Below are 18,049 nucleotides of genomic sequence, written 5' to 3'. Positions count from 1 at the left end.
AGAGAGAAAGAATGTATAATAGAATAATAATTCAGACTTTAAGGAGTGTTCATCCAATGAAATTTCTATCTTTTCGTTTTGAAGGCGCCCTGCTGTACGGGGTGAAAGTAAAAAAAGAAGAAGCTGCTTGGAATATTGTACGAATTCATAAAGAGTTACTTCCAAATGAGTCCGTACCTGCTACTCTTCTAGAAGGTATTCAAAACGGAATGGAGCTGCAAGAAACGGTTCGTAAATGTATCAGCGCAGCAGTAGAAAGTGATCAAGTTTCACGTTACAAAGTGAAATTTATGGACCTAGTTTGGGAGGCACCCATCCCTCGTACACCTAAAAACGTTATGTGTATCGGAAAGAATTATCAAGATCATGTTCTTGAAATGGGGTCTGAGAAAGATCTACCAAAAGATATTGTTGTGTTTACAAAAGCATCGACCACAATTACTGGTGATCACGCGCCCATTCCACCTCATGAAGAGTTAACAAAAGAACTTGATTATGAAGGAGAGTTGGCTGTTGTTATTGGAAAAAAAGGAAAAAATATTCCAGAACAGCAAGCGATCGATTATGTATTTGGCTATACGATTTTAAATGATATTACAGCAAGAGATTTACAAGCGAAACATAAGCAGTTTTTCCTTGGTAAAAGCTTGGATGAAACGTGTCCAATGGGACCTTATCTTGTTTCGAAAGATGAAATTCCCTACCCTAATGAGTTAAGTATTGTGACAAAAGTAAATGACGAAATTCGCCAAAATGGCAATACACAAGACATGATTTTCTCAATCGAAGAAATTATTTCAACTCTATCAAAAGGCATGACACTCGAACCGGGAGATGTTATTGCAACGGGTACACCTGCTGGAGTAGGAAAAGGATTGAATCCACCAATCTTCTTGAAAAAAGGAGATCAAGTGAAGGTTTCGATTCAAGGGATTGGAACATTGAATAATGGAATAGGAGAATAAGTTAAAAACCGACTGCTCGATGCAGTCGGTTTTTAAATGGCTTAGGTTTATTTTCACGAAAGAGACAAGGTTTTGGCAATTAAATACGGGGAAATATGGTACGATAGAGTTGCAATCTATTTTAGTTAGTAGGAGGTTTACTATGTTTGAAACGACGCATTTACACATAACAACGTGGGTAATTGGTTTAATTCTATTCTTTGTGGCTGTTGGGTTACATAAAAGTGGACAGGTGAAGGGTAGTAAGATTTCGCATATGGTCCTACGTCTATTTTATCTATTGATTATTGGCACAGGAGCGGCACTGTTTTTTATTCATTCATCAATCGATCCAGCACTTTACGGTGTCAAGTTTTTGCTAGGAGTCTTAGTGATTGGATTTATGGAAATGGTTCTTGTGCGTAGTAAAAAAGGAAAACCAACGGGCGTAATGTGGATTCTATTAATCTTGGCACTTTTAGGAACACTATATTTAGGCTTCCGTTTGCCAGTTGGATTCAATTTCTTCATGTAAGTCTTTTAAAAGTCGCTTTCGAGCGACTTTTTGTTTTGTCCGCAAAGTCACTTACATATTACTATGAATGGTAAGTAAAGTTTAATTTTAAAAAACTTATGATTTGATTTAGGTGTAGTAGACAAAAAGATTTAGCTTACCTCACTATACCTTTCGTTTGTCGAGAATGTTGAAGAGATTAGAAATCTCAGATATTGAAAGGATCCTTAACTTTATATGATGAATTATTGGGCTACCTTGGACGAAATACGTCATAATAATTATAAAGTTTTCACGCGCTAAGTGGTGAGTTTGTTTGAAAAGAAAAACGAGTGATTGGAAGTGTTTCTCTTCCGATCACTCGTTTTGTATATAAACTACCTGTTAAGAAAACGGGAAAACGTTGGCTATATGACCTTCCAAAAATTAAACTGATTTCCTCGCTCTTTGTTTTTTCATTGACGCTCCAAGTTGATTCAATCGCTCTACTAAATCACCATTTGTATTTTCCGTTTGTGATGAGCTTGAAGATACGAGTGCTTCTTTAAATTCATAAGCATTTGAACCATGTTCAGCATAATCCAATCCAGCTAGTTCTTCTTCTCTTGAAACGCGAATACTACCAGCTGATTTCATGATGAACACGGTTGCCCCAACAGCAAGTGATGTCCACGTGATTACTGCTCCAACACCAATTGCTTGAACAGCAAGCATTTGGAAGCCCCCGCCATAAAATACTCCGTGTACTGAGTCAAACAACCCAACGGCTAGTGTACCCCAAATGCCACAAATACCATGCACAGCGATCGCGCCTACTGGATCATCGACACGTAACACGACATCAATCAATCGAATCCCTTCTGCAAGAATAACGCCTGCTACTAATCCGATGACAATCGCTCCTATCAATGAAACGTTTGCTGTTCCTGCTGTGATCCCAACAAGTCCGCCAAGAGCACCGTTTAGTGTGATAGAAGGGTCAATTCTCTTGAATCGTATTTTTGTATAAAGAGCAGACGAGATTACCCCGCCTGAAGCAGATAATAATGTCGTTGAAATAACAGTAGGCACAAGTGTTGGATCAGCAGCCAATGAACTTCCTCCATTAAAACCAAACCAACCAAACCAAAGAATAAATACTCCTAATGCGCCAATTGGAATGTTATGTCCAGGGATCGCGTTGACTCGTTTCCCATCATACTTACCAACACGTGATCCAAGAAATAGGACTGTAATAAACGCTCCAACTGCACCGGTTAAATGAACGACAGTGGAACCGGCAAAATCAACAAATCCTAATTCGGAAATCCAGCCGCCACCCCAAACCCAGTGACCAACAACCGGATAAATCGCACCTGTCATCAGAATCGTTAAGATCAAGTAACTACTTAGCTTCATGCGTTCAGCAACAGCGCCTGAAATAATGGTTGCACAAGTTGCGGCGAAAACAGCTTGGAATAAGAAGAAGCCGATGTCTTCAACTCCATTTAAAGCAAACCCACTCGTACCGATGAACCCGTTTGAACGACCAAACATTATGGCGTAACCAACCAAGAAATATAGTATAGAGCCGATTGAAATTGTTAGTAAATTTTTCATTAAAATATTTAATGTGTTTTTTGCTCGTGTAAATCCTGATTCCACCATAGCGAAACCTGCATGCATAAAAAATACTAAAATGGCAGCGATCATAACCCACATCGTATCAAGTGACAATTGAACACTTTCTGCTGTGGCGGGAGCTGCGAGTGTACTGGTTGATAATATGCTTCCTACAAGTACGATTGCTCCAATTTTCTTTTTCATTGTTGCACCTCCAAAATTAATGTTGTTGAATAAACGCTTCTAGCTTGTTTATCTAGCTATCTAAACGTCTGTCTTTGCTTTTGTTTATAACACGGCTTCTTTTCCTCGTTCTCCACTGCGAATACGTATTATTTCTTCAATGGGTGAGATGAAAATCTTACCGTCTCCAATTTGGTCTGTTCCACAAGCATCGAGAATGGTATCGATAATTTTATCCACCATGTGTTCTTCTGTTACCATCTCCACTTTAATTCGTGAAACGAGTGGGAGTTCAAAAGTGGTTCCACGGAAAGCTCCTTGTTTTCCTTTTTGGTTTCCGCATCCTGCTGCCTCAAATACAGTTAAGCCACTAATTCCGATATAAACCAAAGATTCCCGAAGTTCTTGAAACACTTCTGGACGAATAACTGCCTCGATTTTTTTCATCTGAACCGCTCCTTGTGTTAGTTTTTATAACATCAAATGAGTTATTTATCTAATAATATTCAGAAAACTAATAAAAAGCAACCGTTTTTTAAAATAAAATAATTTTAATGTTAGGTTTTATAACATGAAAAAGAGTTCACCAAGTGGTGAACTCTTTTTTTACGTTTACTTAAATTATTGTTCTCTCTGCGCGAATTGCTTTCTGATCCATATTCTTGATCGCCAACGGCGTAGCATTAAAATACCTCGGAGCCATTCATCGAGAATAAAAGAGATCCACACACCAATAAGTCCAAGACCGAAAACGATCCCTAATACATAGGAGAGAGTGGCAGCGATTCCCCACATAGAGGCAATACCAATATAAACTGGAAAGCGCACATCGCCAGCTGCACGCAATGCATTGATGATGACCAAATTAAAACTTCGTCCAGGCTCTAAAATAATGGTTAATAAGATTAGTGTTGATCCAAGTGTAATAATGTCTTGATTATCAGTAAAAAGTCCAAACAACGATCTAGATACAAACGAGAAGGCAATGGCCATAATCAAGGAAATTAAAATGGCGAGTTTTAAACTCTTAAGGCATCGCTTGTATGCTTCCTCATATTTTCCTGCACCAACCATGTGACCAATGATAATTTGTGTTCCTTGTCCGATTGCGATCGCAAATAAAAAGATAAACATCATAATATTTTGCGTATACACCTTTGTGGTGATCGCTTCCGTTCCGATCATGGCAATAAACGCAGTAATAACAAGTTGGGAAGCATTATAAGAGAGCTGTTCACCGGCAGAAGGAACGCCGATTCTAAGCAAGTTTTTAATATGTGTGTTAGGAAGAGAAAATAACTCCTTAAATGGTAAGGCATTTGGTATTCTTTTTAACAAAATAATCAATATGATGATTAGTCCAATCAATCGACTTGTCACGGTTGAATATGCAACACCTTCTACACCTAAAATAGGGAATCCCATAGGCCCGAAGATGAATAAATAGTTTCCGATCACATTTAAAATATTCATACCAAGCGTGACATACATGGCATCCTTGGTATACCCATAGCTCCGTAAAATGGCACCTGTTGTCATGATGAGTGCTTGAATAAACGAAAGTCCACCGACAATTTTTAGATAGACTGTGGATTCAGCTAGTAATTCATTGGGAATGTCCATAAGTTGTAGAATTTGTTCATTAAATATAAATATCGCCATGCTTAGTAGCACACCAAAGCCTAAATTTGCTGCTATTGAAACGACGGATATCTCAGCAGCGCTTCGATGGCGTTCAGCTCCTATATATTGTGCAACTAATATCGAGGTCCCTGTTGCAACAAAACCAAACATGACGATGATTAAAAACAAAATTTGATTTGATATACCTACTGCTGCCACGCTATTATCAGAAAACTGACTTAGCATCAATGTGTCTGCGTTTCCCATAAGCATGTGCAGAGAAATTTCAATAAAAATAGGCCAGGTTAAGGCGAAAAGGGTAAGCTTTACTGGTTTTTTCATGTGTGGTTCCTCCTTGCTGTTGAACAGCAAAGGGACTGACAAGAAATGAAAAATCCTTTGTACCAGCCCCTGAATAACTATTTAATGTATTTTCAAAATAACCCATCCGTCGGATCGATTTTAATATGACCGTTTTTCCATTTATACTTTTCGTTTGTAAGTAAGTTTGTGACAGTGCGTTTGCCGGTCTCAATTAAGAGGCTCGTACGACAAAGGGAAGTAGTAGTTTAAGAGAGGTCACGAATAGATAATGATTTTCTGAGAGAGTAATGGAAATTTTCTATTGTATTCTTTTAAAATTGGATTATAATGAAAAGTAGATTGTGCAAACGCTTTCACAACAAAATGCCAGCGATTAAGTGTTGTTAGGATTTTCTTCGACATTTTTTAAAAAGATTTTGTGCAAACGTTTGTCCAAACCAGTATAAAACCTTTGGGAGGGATGGATTTTGAAAAAGTATTTTTTGATTTTTGCTATGTTTCTGCTGTTAGTCGTTATGCTAGCAGCTTGCGCACCAGATCGTGATGAGGCAAAAGAGCCAGAAGAAGCTGAAAAGCCAGAATCATTAAAAGTATGGGTAAACCCTGTGGAAGATCAAAAAGCGGCTTTAGATGAAATTTTTTCTAAATACACAGAAGAAACTGGAATTGAAATTGAAGCAACGCCAATGAACATGCTTGATCAAATTGAAGCGTTAAATCTTGATGGTCCTGCAGGTAACGGTCCAGACCTTTTCTTCCAACCGCATGATCGTATTGGAAACATCATTCTTCAAAATCTAGCTACACCAGTAGATCTTGGGGATGCTGAAGGTGAATATTCAGAAACAGCAATAGAGGCAGTAACATTTGATGGAGAAATTTGGGGAGCTCCTCTTGTTGTTGAAACATACGGTACTTTCTACAATAAAGATTTAGTTGACGAGGCACCAACGACAATGGAAGAGTTGATGGCGATTGCTGAAGAGCAAACGGATACTTCAACAGATACTTACGGGTTCTTAATGGAAGCAGCTAATTTCTATTTTTCATATCCGTTTTTCGGGGCTAACGGAGCTTACGTGTTTAACAATAAAGGAGGAGAATATGATGTTTCCGACATCGGCCTTAACAATGAAGGCGCAGTAGCAGGTGGTGAACTAATTCAATCTTGGTACCAAAGTGGATACATTCCAGTAGAGATGGAGGCTGACGTCATGAATGGCCTCTTCCAAGACGGTAAAGTTGCTACAGTAATTACGGGTCCTTGGAGCATTCCTGCTTATGAAGAAGCACTGAACGATAGCTTAGGAACAGCTATTCTTCCCACGGTAGACGGCAATAAGGCAACATCTTTTGTAGGTGTGAAATCATGGATGCTATCTGAGTACTCAGATAATAAAGAGTGGGCAACTGACCTAATGAAATTCATTACCAATGAAGAAAACTCAACGCTTTATTTTGAACAAGCTGGTGAACTTCCTGCAAACCAAGCGGCTCTTGAAAGCGATGCAGTTACTTCAAATGAACTTATCGCACCTTTCGCTGAACAAATTCAATATGGTACACCAATGCCATCAACACCTGAAATGCAACAAGTATGGGATCCAATCAATGATGCACTCCATTTCATTGGCCAAGGTGATGATGTTCAAGAAGTGTTAGACGAAGCTGTGCAACAAATTAAAGATAACATCGCTGCATTACAATAAAAAAATATGACTTTGGTGGATAGAAGGATTCCCTCTTTCTATCCACTGTATTTTATAGGATAAATTGATTTGATTTTCTATTGATCATCCTTACTAGGGAGGCGATGACGTGTCGATTGCAAAGCCAACAGCTAAAAAACAGCACAACCCCAATAAAGCTGTACTCTTATCAATTTTACTTGCGGGTCTAGGGCAAATTTACAACCGCAGATACATTAAAGGGGTTTTATTTCTCATTTTAGAAGTGTCATTCATTTTGACATTAGGTAGTTTTTTAAACCATGGGATCTGGGGTATTTTAACGCTTGGTACATTAGAGGGCACAGATCATTCAATTATTCTTCTAATTTATGGGCTGATTTCAATTATTCTTATTGCGTTTGCGATTACGTTGTATGTAGCGAACGTTAAAGATGCAAAAAAAGATGCGATTAAAATTCGTGACGGTGTAAAAATTTTAACCCCAAGAGAAGCGTTAAAAAATGTATGGGACGTTGGTTTTCCTTATTTCTTTGTAACACCTGGATTAATTATGCTTGTATTTATCGTAGTGTTGCCTCTTCTTTTCACGTTTACATTAGCTTTTACGGATTATAGCCAATACAATCAACCTCCACGTGCTTTACTGTCATGGGTAGGGTTTGAAAACTTTGAAAGACTATTTATTGGTAATGATGGAGGTGTATGGAGAGACACGTTCGTTAGTGTATTTTCATGGACGGTTGTCTGGACTTTGGTTGCGACAACACTCCAAATTTCACTTGGGCTATTTTTAGCTTTGATTGTAAATGATCCTCGAGTTAAATTTAAACGATTGATTCGTACGATTTTAATTTTACCATGGGCAGTTCCGGCATTTGTAACTATTTTGGTTTTTTCCGCGATGTTTAATGATCGATTCGGAGCTGTAAATACGGATATTCTAGCAATTTTCAATCTTTCACTCCCATGGTTGCAAGATCCATTCTACACAAGAATTGCGTTAATCATGATACAGACTTGGCTTGGTTTCCCATTTGTTTTTGCTTTATTTACTGGCATTCTTCAAAGTGTTTCGAAGGATTGGTATGAAGCGGCGGATGTTGATGGTGCTAGCCGTATGCAAAAATTCAAGCATATTACACTCCCGCATGTACTTTTTGCAACTGCACCACTTTTAATCATGCAGTACGCAGGGAATTTTAATAACTTTAATATTATTTATCTGTTTAATGAAGGAGGACCACCTGTACGGGGGCAAAACGCCGGAGGAACAGATATCTTAATTTCATGGGTTTACAACCTAACATTTGAATTAAATCAATATAGTATGGCCGCTGCTATTACGATTATTCTCGGATTAATTGTTACTGGGTTTGCAATCTTCCAATTTACAAGAACGCGTGCCTTTAAAGAGGAGGAGAAAACTTGATGAGTCGTAAAGCAAAGTCCCGTTTAGAGGTAATGTTCATTTATTTATTCTTAACTTTTATGGCAGTTGTCATTGGTTATCCATTGCTTTGGACCGTTGGGATGTCCTTAAATCCTGGTACAAGCCTTTATTCTGCTCAGTTAATCCCTGAAAACTGGTCGCTCGTTCATTATAAGTGGTTATTCACAGATCCAAACAGCGATTATCTAACGTGGTATAAAAATAGTGTTTATGTAGCGCTTGCAAATGCGTTTTTCTCAGTTGTCATAACATCGTTTGTCGCGTACGCATTTTCTCGCTATCGCTTTGTTGGGCGGAAATATGGGTTGTATGCATTTTTACTTCTACAGATGTTCCCCGCGATCATGGCGATGGTAGCGATTTACGTGATGTTGAACATGATTGGATTATTTGATTCACTAATTGGACTTACTTTGATCTATATTGGCGGGCAAATTCCATTTAATGCTTGGCTAGTAAAGGGGTATTTTGATACAATACCACGTGAACTAGATGAAGCAGCACGTATTGATGGAGCAGGTCATTTAGGTGTGTTTTTCAAAATTATGCTCCCACTTGCAAAACCGATTCTTGGTGTGGTTGCGTTGTTTAATTTCATGGCTCCTTTCGTTGACTTCTTATTACCACGTATTATTTTGCGTGATCCAGAAAAGTTTACGTTGGCTCTTGGGTTATTCAATTTTATCAGTAACCAATTTGATAACAACTTCACTCGATTCGCAGCAGGTTCGATTTTGATCGCAGTACCAATCGCAGTAGTATACTTACTTTCCCAGCGCTTCCTAATCTCAGGTTTAACTGCTGGAGGAACAAAAGGGTAAGAATAGAGAGAGACAGAGGAGGAGGGAGAGAGATGGGAAGAGTCAATGGAGCTCTTTTTCTCATCACGATCCTCCTTTTTAATAGCGTTTTTGCCACAAGTGCGTTCGCTGTTGAAAAGGAAGAGAGAAAATGGCAGGATGAATCAATTTATTTTTTAATGGTGGATCGCTTTGCAAATGGTGATTCCTCCAATGATCAATTCATCGATACGCAAGATCCACTTGCATACCACGGTGGTGACTTCAAAGGGATTCAAGATCGTTTAGATCACATTGACGACATGGGATTTACCACGATGCTGTTAACGCCAATCTTTCAAAATGAAGAGGGCGGGTTCCATGGATATTGGATTGAAGATTTTTACGAAACCGAAGATCATTTTGGTTCAATCGATGAATTTAAACAATTAGTTGACGCGGCACATGAACGTGGAATCAAGGTAATTCTTGATTTTGTAGTTAGCTACACTGGGCCAAATCATCCATGGGTGAGTGACTCCAAAAAAGAAGATTGGTACCACGAGGAGAGCCCGATGGACAACGATTTAGATCACGTGCAAAATGAATGGATCGATGGATTGCCAGCATTGAATACGGAAAATCCGGAAGTAAGTGAGTATTTATTTGATGCGGCAAAATGGTGGATTGAAGAAACGGACATTGATGGTTACCGTTTAAATAATGTAGAGCACGTAACAGCCGATTTTTTGACCGAATTTTCACAGGAAGTAAAATCTGTTAAAGAAAATTTTTACTTGATTGGCGAAGTGTATGGCAATGAAATTGGAGAAATTGCTACTTACGCAAATCCTGGGATTGATGGCTTTCTTGATTTTCCATTAGCGGAACAAATGCGATCAGCATTCAAAAATGTCGACCAAAGCACCTCTAGCTTATTTAATTATTGGGACGATAGCCAACAGTTTATTGAAAATCCTTATTTAATGGGCAATTTTATTGATAATCAGGAAATGAGTCGTTTTACAAGGCTTGCTGCGGACGAAAATATGTTTCCGGGGACACGCTGGGAGCTTGCAACGGCCTTTATGTTCACTGTTCCAGGAATTCCAATTATGTATTACGGCTCGGAAATTGCACTGGATGGTGGAGAAGGTCCCGATAATATACCTTTAATGGACTTTAACGTTGATGAGGAGCTAAAGGATTACATAAGTGATCTAGGGAGGCTCAGACAAGAGCTGCCTGCGCTTACACGGGGTTCATTAGACGTCCTTCATAATGATCACGGCATGTTGGTTTATAAACGTGAGTATCAAGACGAGATCATTATTATTGCAATTAACAATACGAGTACAACTCAAAAGGTTACACTATCTGATGAGGAACTACGTAATGATGGTGAGTTACGTGGATTATTAGGTGGAGACCTTGTACGAGAAAACAATGGAAACTATGATATTGTGTTAGACCGTGAAGTAGCTGAAATTTATGCTCTTACCGACAAAGTAGGATTTAATTATTGGCTTTTATCAGCCGTTGCAGTTGTATGGATTTTCTTTATCAGTTTGTTTATTTACATGAAAAAACGTGGGAAAAGAAATCAGCAATAACAGTAATGAGAGCTGGTGCAGTTGATTTGTACCAGCTCTTCGCTGATGTTTTGTGAGAGCGCCATCAAGATGGGGGTGATTCGATGTCAATTACGATTAAAGATGTTGCAAAATTTGCAAATGTTGCACCTTCTACTGTTTCTCGTGTGATTGCAAACAATCCGAGAATAAGTGATAAAACAAAAGAAAAGGTTCGTGAAGCAATGGATGAGCTTGGTTATCATCCTAACTTCATTGCGAGAAGTCTGGCAAGCCAATCGACCCAAGTGCTTGGGCTCGTGACGCCTGGATCATCAGATGTGTTCTTTCAAAACCCCTTTTTTCCAACAGTATTGCGTGGATTAAGTGAAGGAGCACATGAAAAACAATATGCACTTCAACTTGTTACGGGAATGGATGAAGAAGAAATCTACAATGGTGTTGTACAAATGGTTCAAGGTGGCCGTGTGGATGGGGTTGTTTTGCTTTATTCTAAAGTAGAAGATCGTATTTTGATGTATCTTCGTGAACAGCGTTTTCCATTTGTGATGATCGGTAAACCGTTTAAGTTTGTCGATGAGATCACGCATGTTGATAACGATAATTTCCAAGCGACAAAGGACGCGACAGATTATTTGCTTAAATTGGGTCATGAACGCGTTTCTTTTGTTGGAGGGGACGTTAATTTAGTTGTGACGGTAGAACGTCTTTTAGGATACAAGAATGCACTTGAGGAAGCAGGCATTACGTATCGTAAGGATTATGTTCTCCATGAAAGCTTTTTGCTTGAAGGTGGAAAAGATGCAGTAGGTGAACTGATGGAGCTTCCATTGTCTGAACGACCGACCGCACTAGTTATTGCTGATGACTTAATGGCATTAGGCGTGTTAAATACATTAAATGAGATAGGGATTGCTGTACCAGGGGATATTTCAATTATGAGCTTTAATAACGTGCTAGTATCTGAAATGTCCAGACCACCTTTGTCATCAGTGGATATCAATATTTTTGATCTAGGATACGAAGCATCAAAACAGTTGATTAAGCGGATTGAAAAGCCAGAGGAACCGGCTAAACGAATTATCGTCCAACATAATCTTGTTAAACGATTTTCTTCCGGTCCGTTGACAAAATAAATTAACAAACCAACACCACCTGTGGTGTTGGTTTGTTAATTTATCTATTTCATAGCTTTGTATCCAATCATATTGATTGGATCTTTCGGCGAGGAATAAACTGGTGAGTAAGCAATTTCGATTTCTTGTAAATCAAAGACTGTGAGTCCTGCTGAGACAGCAGTAGCAATAATATCGATTCGCTTATCAACACCATCTTTCCCAACGATCTGTGCTCCATATATTTTGCCATCCTTTGGTGAAAAATGAACTTTTATCATTAATTTTTCGGCCCCTGGATAATACCCGGCATGTTGTTTTGATTCATGGGAAACCGTTTTAAACGAAATGTTTTTTTCACGTAATGATTTTTCGTTATGCCCAAGGAGTGCTCCAGTCACATCGAACACTTTACAAATGGCTGTACCAAGAGCTCCTTTAAACTCAATCGGTTCGCTGGCAATATGCCTTGCTGCTACATATGCTTGGCGGTGAGCAACCCATGCTAGTGGCACGCGCTTAGGTGATCCAGTGATAAAATCAATCGTTTCGATAACATCACCAATCGCATAAACGGATGGATCATTTGTTTGCATATAGCGGTTTACTTTAACTCCACCCGTTTCACCAATATCAAGCTTAGACTGTTCTGCTAGTTGTTTGTTTGGCTTCACGCCAACAGCAAGAAGTAAGAAATCTGCTTCAATTATCTTACCGTTCGCAAGATGTAGTGTTGTGCCGTTTTGATCAACCTTGTCGATCGTGGTATCCGTGTATAAATGAATACCTTGTTCCTTTAATTCATCTTCTATGGTATTTGCCAATTCAACATCTAGCATGTTTAACACATGACCAGCACGCTGCACAAGATGTACAGTTAAGCCTCGTGCTTTAAAGTTCTCTGCCATTTCCAAGCCGATGAACCCAGCGCCAACAATACAGACTGAGGATTCGGGTTTTTCTTCAACATATTCATCGATTTTGAGCATGTCTTCATATGCACGCAGAGTATAGCAATTTGCATGACTTAAACCTTCAATTTGAGGGACTACAGGTGTAACTCCAGGAGAAAGCACAAGAGAGTCATAGGTTTCATCATAACGTGTATCTTTAATGTGATCTTGAATGGTAATTTTCTTTTGATCACGATCAATTGCAATCACTTCATGTTGAATGCGAACCTCAATATTGCGATCTTTTTGAAACGACTGGGGTGTCGCTGCAATTAAGTGATCTTGTTGTTTCACAAAGCCACCTAAATAGTAGGGCAACCCACAGTTCGCGAACGCCATTGTTGCATTTTTTTCAAACACGATGATTTCAATTTTATCGTCTAGCATTCGAAGCTGAGAAGCAAACGTAGCACCGCCAGCGACGGCTCCGATAACAAGTACTCTCTTTTTCATGAGTTCCTCCTTAGTTAGTAGAAGTCGGGCGTTTATTTAAGAAGAAGATCGCAAGCGTACCTGGACCAGCATGCGCGCCGACAGCCGACCCGATCATCCCTGTATAAAATGATGTCGTACCGAATTCTTCTGTAATCATCGCTTTAATTTCATTTGCTGATGCTTCATCATCACCATGACTAATCCCGATCATTTGTTTGTCGAGCGCATCTCCACGTTCTTTCATCAGTGCAATAATACGTTTCATAAGTTTCTTTTTTCCACGTAATTTCTCAAGCGGGACAAGCTTTCCATTATCAACATGAAGTAGTGGTTTAATGTTTAACAAGCCACCGATAAATGCGGATGCTTTTGTCACACGGCCGCCGCGCGCAAGATAATCTAAATCTTCGACAGTGAAAAGGTGCTCCATGTGTTGACAGTGAAATTCAACTTCTTTTACAATAGAATCTCGTGACATTCCTGTAGCGGCTAAAGTAGCAACTTGACGAGTAATAAGACCGTATCCTAGGGATGCACATTTAGAATCTATAATAACCAAGTCTAAAGAAGGGTATTCTTCTTTTACTTGATCATGCACCATAACAGCCGTTTGATACGTACCGGATAGTTCAGAAGAAAACGCTACATAAAGTCCTTGATTTCCAGACTTAGCGAGAGCAGTGAATTCTTCCTCTATTTGCTGAGGGCTTGCCTGAGACGTTTTTGGATGTTTGTTATTTCGGATCGCATCAAACACATCCTTTGACTTAATATTGACTAGGTCCTCATATTCTTCATCTTCAATATGTACACGAAGTGGGAGTAAAGTGATATGGTGTTCTGTGAAAAACTCCATTGGTAAGTCTGAAGCGCTGTCAGCAAATAAATGCAAACTCATTTCTATCACCCTTTTTTAAAAGATTTGTCTTTTAAGTTTATCGATTGTGGGGAGAATTTACAACGAAATGTGTAGAGTAGTCTGAGTTTATGTGAATACTAAAGGATAGTTCAAGAAGAAGGGAATGAGTTGGCTATGACAAAAGGGTCATTCAAATTATCAAAAATTTCAAATGAAACACTATGGCTTGAAACGAAAAAAATTATTGTCGTCATTATTGGGGCAGTTCTAAATGCAATAGCACTTAATTTATTCCTCATTCCAGCAAATGTTTTCTCAAGTGGTTTTACCGGTCTTGCCCAGTTATTATCAAATATTTTAACCGAATTTACACCGATCGCTGTGTCCACAGGTATTTTACTACTCATTTTGAATATTCCTGCGATCATCTTAGGATGGTTACGAGTAGGGAAGATGTTTACGATTTACAGCGTGGTGTCTGTCGTTTTTACAAGTGTGTTTTTAGCGATTATACCGATTGTAGAGGTATCACCAGACATTATATTAAACGCTGTGTTTGGTGGTGTTATAGCAGGCGTAGGGATAGGCTTCACACTAAAGTGGGGGGCTTCAACTGGTGGGATGGATATTATCGCAATGATTCTATCACGTTTAAACGATAAACCAGTAGGTATATATTTCTTCACAATGAACGCTGGAATTATCCTAGCAGCAAGTATGATCTTTGGGTGGGAAAAAGGGTTATATACTCTTGTAACCTTGTATGTATCAACGCGAGTAATTGATGCGATCCACACACGCCATGAAAAATTGACTGCGATGATCGTGACAAAAAAATCAAGTGATGTAAAACAAGCTATTCACCAAAAACTTGTTCGCGGGATCACTATTGTTCCAGCAAGAGGGGCATTTACCGATGAAAGTAAAGAAATGTTGATTATTGTGATTACACGCTACGAGCTATTTGAACTTGAACGTATTATCCATAAAGCTGATCCAGACGCATTTACCAATGTCATGCAAACCACCGGAGTCTTTGGATTCTTCAGGAAAGATGAATGAACTTAAAGTAGGAGCGGCTTGTTCAACAAAAAAGACTCACCACACCTCAATTAAGGGTACGGTGAGTCTTTTAGTTTTAAGTATTTAAGCTAACTTAAGCTTTTCTTCTAAAAACAATGCGATACCATCGTCGTTATTTGATGCTGTAATTTCATTTGCTACTGTGTGAATGGAGTGAATGCCATTTCCCATTGCAACACCTGTTCCAGCAAATTCGAGCATTTCTAAGTCATTGTCTTCGTCACCAAAAGCGACGATACGGCTTTGAGGGATATTCAATGAGTCTGCAACCTTCTTTAAACCGACTGCTTTGTTTAGGCCACGTTTTACAAGTTCAATCACATGCCATGGGGCTCCCCATCTGCGGTGATCAATCACCTCAGCGTGTACATCACTCAAATGTTTTCTGATTTCTTCAACATGTTCTTCATCAGCGTGAATAAGTAAACTTGTTGGACTTGCAGGTAAATATGTCCTCAAATCACCCGTTTGCATTTTCGGGTTGCCAAAGCTAAAAATATCTAATAGCTTTTCATCGTGATAATGCAAGTACACATCGTCTAATATTTCAGCAATAATATTATGAAATTTAAAGTCTTGGCAAGCCTCTACTATCTCTTTGACAACAGTAAGGTCAAGAGGTTCATGGTGAACCCCCCATTTGTTATCTAGAGGGTGGTGCACAAATGCACCATTAAAATTAACAATAGGGGTTGAGAGCGATAGTTCTTTGTAATAAACCTCACTCGCGCGATAAGGACGGCCTGTTGCAATCATCACTTCATGACCATTTTCTTTTGCTTTGAGCAAGGTGTTTTTTGTGCGTTTTGAGATGTTTTTTTGGTCGGTTAATAACGTTCCATCAAGATCTAATACAATAAGGTGCTTTTCCATTCAGTAGATCTCCTTTAGCAATTAAGTTTAACTAATGGTTATTGTAACACTTTCTCTCATTTTTCGTATAATTGCAAATTTATAATACTTGGTATATCATAAATTGTCTGTTGTAGTGAGATTATTTATCTTGAATTTCGGGTAGACGTTAGCCTGAAATACTTGGTATATTAAAAATGTACAACCACGTTATTTAGCAGGCTCTATGGGTAGTCCCTACCCTAAAAAACAAAAAACTGGACGTTGGACTCGACATGCTCACTTACTTAGCGTGGTTTTCGCAATTTCAGCAAGCGTGAACGGTAGAACGTTGAAGATTTTACGTTAAACGAATTTCCTACAACAACCTCATATCTTCAGTTTTCAAAGAGCACTCTGGTTGCACTGGTGTTCGCAGGAATCTCCCACTTCAAGCGTAGCTAAGCGGTGAGTAGTTCAAGTGAAATTGAACAGTCTGAAGGGGCCTCATCCATGATTAGCCGAAGGACATAAGGTAACGAGAAAAGGGTTACTTCAGACGGTTACATGGTTTGGGTGTAATCGTTGAACTAAACATTTTCACTTATGGACTAAGTTTGATATGATAGACAAAGATTAGAAGGTTAGAGGAGTGATATTAATGGATAAGGATGTAAAAGAAAGCCTCATGGGCGCTCTTGAACAAGTAATCGATCCGGAGCTTGGCATAGACATTGTTAACTTAGGTTTGGTGTATGATGTAGATATGGATGACACTGGGGCTACTGAAGTGAAAATGACACTAACGTCAATGGGTTGTCCACTCGCGCCAGTTATTGTAGACCAAGTAAAAGCTGCCTTAGCAGATATTCCAGAAGTAAAAGAAGTCGATGTGAATATCGTGTGGAGCCCACCATGGAGCAGAGACAATATGTCCCGTTACGCTAAAATTGCATTGGGGATAACATGATTGAGAGTTTTATAAGGAGAGATTACGCTTGAATGCGTGGTCTCTTTTTTACTTTTTAGTAAGAGAGTGTATGTTAAGAGGTTAGAATTCGTTAATAAAGGATAAGAAAGCAGCCACGCACATATGGCGAAGCTGCTTATATACATTTCTATTGTAAGAATAATACCAATAATACAATCGGCCCAACCGTTAAACAGTAGATGGCGAAATAAACAAGATTACCTTTGGCCATTATGTTCATGAACCATTTTAAAGAAAAGTAGGATGCGATAAGGGCCCCTAGGAAAGCTATTACATATGGAATCCAAAGCTCTGCCAATTGGTCATCTTTTAAAAAGTCCGAGATACTTAGAACCATTCCACCCAAACTTACCGGGATAAATAACAGGAATGAGTAACGCAAAGCCGTTTCTTGATGAATTCCACGCGCCATTGCGGCGACAATCGTTGCACCACTGCGGCTAATACCAGGAATAAGTGCAACTGCTTGTGCAAAACCAATAATGATCGCATCTTTAATGGTCATGCCGCCTTCTCCGCGACGTCCTCGTAAATTACGAATCATAAACAGGGCAATACCTGTAACCATCAGTGCAATCGCCACTGTAGTAATACTAGAAAGATTCTCAGAGATCTTATCACTGAACAATACGCCAATCAGACCTGCTGGAATCGTTCCAATAATAAGGTAAATAATAAAATGAAACTCTTTTTTGTCCGCTGGATCTTTCGTTTTTATGTATCCTAATCCACGAACGATTAAACGCTTAATATCTTCACGATAAATCAAAAGAACAGCAATCAGTGAAGCAGAATTTACGATTAACTCAAAAGTAAATTCTTTTACTTCTATTTCAATTCCAAGAAAATACTGAGCAAGTTGCAAATGACCACTTGATGAGACCGGAATTGGTTCAGTTAACCCTTGAAATAAGCCTAAAAATAAATACTTTAAGATGATATATAACTGTTCTAGCTCCATATAAACCTCCGCCTGCTTTTTATCTAAACACTATTCCTAATTTAATCATCTAACACTAACGATGTAAAGCCAACCTTCTGTACAAGTTGATAAAGAAAATGCTACGATAACTTAAAGGT

16 protein-coding genes are annotated in these 18,049 nt (G+C 38.8%); 9 read left to right on the top strand and 7 right to left on the bottom strand.

Annotated elements, in window-relative coordinates:
• Window positions 1-56 precede the first annotated feature (56 nt).
• Together AB1471_RS07415 and AB1471_RS07410 are read left to right on the top strand one after the other, a co-directional pair.
• On the top strand, window positions 57-965 hold the full coding sequence (locus tag AB1471_RS07415) for a fumarylacetoacetate hydrolase family protein (RefSeq protein WP_367779109.1): 909 nt from the start codon (window positions 57-59) through the stop codon (window positions 963-965).
• Window positions 966-1,107: 142 nt separating this feature from the next.
• A complete protein-coding gene (locus AB1471_RS07410) occupies window positions 1,108-1,479 on the top strand; it encodes a YisL family protein (RefSeq protein ID WP_367779108.1) in 372 nt (123 codons plus the stop codon).
• 405 nt (window positions 1,480-1,884) lie between these two features.
• Here the strand turns inward: AB1471_RS07410 and AB1471_RS07405 are convergent, their stop codons facing one another.
• The 3 genes from AB1471_RS07405 to AB1471_RS07395 all read right to left on the bottom strand — a co-directional run bounded on the left by AB1471_RS07405 (window position 1,885) and on the right by AB1471_RS07395 (window position 5,208).
• The gene (locus tag AB1471_RS07405; RefSeq protein ID WP_367779107.1) at window positions 1,885-3,264 is read right to left on the bottom strand and encodes an ammonium transporter; all 1,380 of its coding nucleotides are present in this window, start codon (window positions 3,262-3,264) and stop codon (window positions 1,885-1,887) included.
• Between the two features lie 84 nt (window positions 3,265-3,348).
• Entirely contained in the window at window positions 3,349-3,690 is a 342-nt protein-coding gene (locus tag AB1471_RS07400) for a P-II family nitrogen regulator (protein ID WP_367779106.1), read from the bottom strand.
• A 174-nt stretch (window positions 3,691-3,864) separates the two neighbouring features.
• Window positions 3,865-5,208 carry an MATE family efflux transporter gene (locus tag AB1471_RS07395; RefSeq protein ID WP_367779105.1) on the bottom strand — a complete coding sequence of 448 codons (1,344 nt, stop codon included), beginning with the start codon at window positions 5,206-5,208 and terminating at the stop codon, window positions 3,865-3,867.
• A gap of 449 nt (window positions 5,209-5,657) precedes the next feature.
• On the opposite strand from AB1471_RS07395, the gene AB1471_RS07390 reads away from it, so the two are divergent.
• The 5 genes from AB1471_RS07390 (at window position 5,658) to AB1471_RS07370 (ending at window position 11,838) form a co-directional block, all read left to right on the top strand.
• A complete protein-coding gene (locus tag AB1471_RS07390) occupies window positions 5,658-6,899 on the top strand; it encodes a sugar ABC transporter substrate-binding protein (RefSeq protein ID WP_437342342.1) in 1,242 nt (413 codons plus the stop codon).
• Between the two features lie 109 nt (window positions 6,900-7,008).
• Window positions 7,009-8,310, top strand: coding sequence for a carbohydrate ABC transporter permease (locus tag AB1471_RS07385; protein ID WP_367779104.1), 1,302 nt, complete (start codon window positions 7,009-7,011; stop codon window positions 8,308-8,310).
• Window positions 8,310-9,152 (top strand): sugar ABC transporter permease, encoded by an 843-nt coding sequence (locus AB1471_RS07380; RefSeq protein WP_367779103.1) that lies wholly within the window; start codon window positions 8,310-8,312, stop codon window positions 9,150-9,152. Before AB1471_RS07385 ends, AB1471_RS07380 begins: the two co-directional genes overlap by 1 nt.
• Window positions 9,153-9,184: 32 nt before the next feature.
• The gene (locus AB1471_RS07375; protein WP_367779102.1) at window positions 9,185-10,723 is read left to right on the top strand and encodes an alpha-amylase family glycosyl hydrolase; all 1,539 of its coding nucleotides are present in this window, start codon (window positions 9,185-9,187) and stop codon (window positions 10,721-10,723) included.
• A gap of 83 nt (window positions 10,724-10,806) precedes the next feature.
• Window positions 10,807-11,838: a LacI family DNA-binding transcriptional regulator gene (locus AB1471_RS07370; protein WP_367779101.1), complete on the top strand. Its 1,032-nt coding sequence runs from the start codon at window positions 10,807-10,809 to the stop codon at window positions 11,836-11,838.
• Window positions 11,839-11,882: 44 nt separating this feature from the next.
• Here the strand turns inward: AB1471_RS07370 and AB1471_RS07365 are convergent, their stop codons facing one another.
• Complete coding sequence (locus AB1471_RS07365; protein ID WP_367779100.1) at window positions 11,883-13,223, bottom strand: CoA-disulfide reductase; 1,341 nt, start codon at window positions 13,221-13,223, stop codon at window positions 11,883-11,885.
• A 10-nt stretch (window positions 13,224-13,233) separates the two neighbouring features.
• A complete protein-coding gene (locus AB1471_RS07360; protein WP_367779099.1) occupies window positions 13,234-14,103 on the bottom strand; it encodes a DegV family protein in 870 nt (289 codons plus the stop codon).
• Between the two features lie 135 nt (window positions 14,104-14,238).
• On the opposite strand from AB1471_RS07360, the gene AB1471_RS07355 reads away from it, so the two are divergent.
• Window positions 14,239-15,126 carry a YitT family protein gene (locus AB1471_RS07355; RefSeq protein ID WP_367779177.1) on the top strand — a complete coding sequence of 296 codons (888 nt, stop codon included), beginning with the start codon at window positions 14,239-14,241 and terminating at the stop codon, window positions 15,124-15,126.
• Between the two features lie 84 nt (window positions 15,127-15,210).
• Here AB1471_RS07355 and AB1471_RS07350 read toward each other — a convergent pair whose 3' ends face one another.
• Window positions 15,211-16,020: a Cof-type HAD-IIB family hydrolase gene (locus AB1471_RS07350; protein WP_367779098.1), complete on the bottom strand. Its 810-nt coding sequence runs from the start codon at window positions 16,018-16,020 to the stop codon at window positions 15,211-15,213.
• A 619-nt stretch (window positions 16,021-16,639) separates the two neighbouring features.
• Here AB1471_RS07350 and AB1471_RS07345 point away from each other — a divergent pair.
• Entirely contained in the window at window positions 16,640-16,948 is a 309-nt protein-coding gene (locus AB1471_RS07345; RefSeq protein WP_367779097.1) for a metal-sulfur cluster assembly factor, read from the top strand.
• Window positions 16,949-17,096: 148 nt separating this feature from the next.
• Here the strand turns inward: AB1471_RS07345 and AB1471_RS07340 are convergent, their stop codons facing one another.
• Entirely contained in the window at window positions 17,097-17,930 is an 834-nt protein-coding gene (locus tag AB1471_RS07340) for an undecaprenyl-diphosphate phosphatase (protein WP_367779096.1), read from the bottom strand.
• Window positions 17,931-18,049: the final 119 nt, after the last annotated feature.

Origin of the sequence: Jeotgalibacillus marinus (assembly GCF_040801915.1) — a bacterium.
GTDB classification, from domain to species: domain Bacteria; phylum Bacillota; class Bacilli; order Bacillales; family Jeotgalibacillaceae; genus Jeotgalibacillus; species Jeotgalibacillus marinus.
Note: the sequence above shows the minus strand (reverse complement) of the source record. Positions and strands in the feature narration are given on the sequence as shown.

Excerpts from the sequence above, each read along its gene's own strand:
- AB1471_RS07365 (WP_367779100.1), bottom strand. The coding sequence starts at position 13,223 with ATGAAAAAGAGAGTACTTGTTATCGGAGCCGTCGCTGGCGGTGCTACG.
- AB1471_RS07350 (WP_367779098.1), bottom strand. The coding sequence starts at position 16,020 with ATGGAAAAGCACCTTATTGTATTAGATCTTGATGGAACGTTATTAACC.
- AB1471_RS07360 (WP_367779099.1), bottom strand. The coding sequence starts at position 14,103 with ATGAGTTTGCATTTATTTGCTGACAGCGCTTCAGACTTACCAATGGAG.
- AB1471_RS07355 (WP_367779177.1), top strand. The coding sequence starts at position 14,239 with ATGACAAAAGGGTCATTCAAATTATCAAAAATTTCAAATGAAACACTA.
- AB1471_RS07370 (WP_367779101.1), top strand. The coding sequence starts at position 10,807 with ATGTCAATTACGATTAAAGATGTTGCAAAATTTGCAAATGTTGCACCT.
- AB1471_RS07345 (WP_367779097.1), top strand. The coding sequence starts at position 16,640 with ATGGATAAGGATGTAAAAGAAAGCCTCATGGGCGCTCTTGAACAAGTA.
- AB1471_RS07400 (WP_367779106.1), bottom strand. The coding sequence starts at position 3,690 with ATGAAAAAAATCGAGGCAGTTATTCGTCCAGAAGTGTTTCAAGAACTT.
- AB1471_RS07410 (WP_367779108.1), top strand. The coding sequence starts at position 1,108 with ATGTTTGAAACGACGCATTTACACATAACAACGTGGGTAATTGGTTTA.
- AB1471_RS07375 (WP_367779102.1), top strand. The coding sequence starts at position 9,185 with ATGGGAAGAGTCAATGGAGCTCTTTTTCTCATCACGATCCTCCTTTTT.
- AB1471_RS07415 (WP_367779109.1), top strand. The coding sequence starts at position 57 with ATGAAATTTCTATCTTTTCGTTTTGAAGGCGCCCTGCTGTACGGGGTG.
- AB1471_RS07340 (WP_367779096.1), bottom strand. The coding sequence starts at position 17,930 with ATGGAGCTAGAACAGTTATATATCATCTTAAAGTATTTATTTTTAGGC.
- AB1471_RS07380 (WP_367779103.1), top strand. The coding sequence starts at position 8,310 with ATGAGTCGTAAAGCAAAGTCCCGTTTAGAGGTAATGTTCATTTATTTA.
- AB1471_RS07405 (WP_367779107.1), bottom strand. The coding sequence starts at position 3,264 with ATGAAAAAGAAAATTGGAGCAATCGTACTTGTAGGAAGCATATTATCA.
- AB1471_RS07395 (WP_367779105.1), bottom strand. The coding sequence starts at position 5,208 with ATGAAAAAACCAGTAAAGCTTACCCTTTTCGCCTTAACCTGGCCTATT.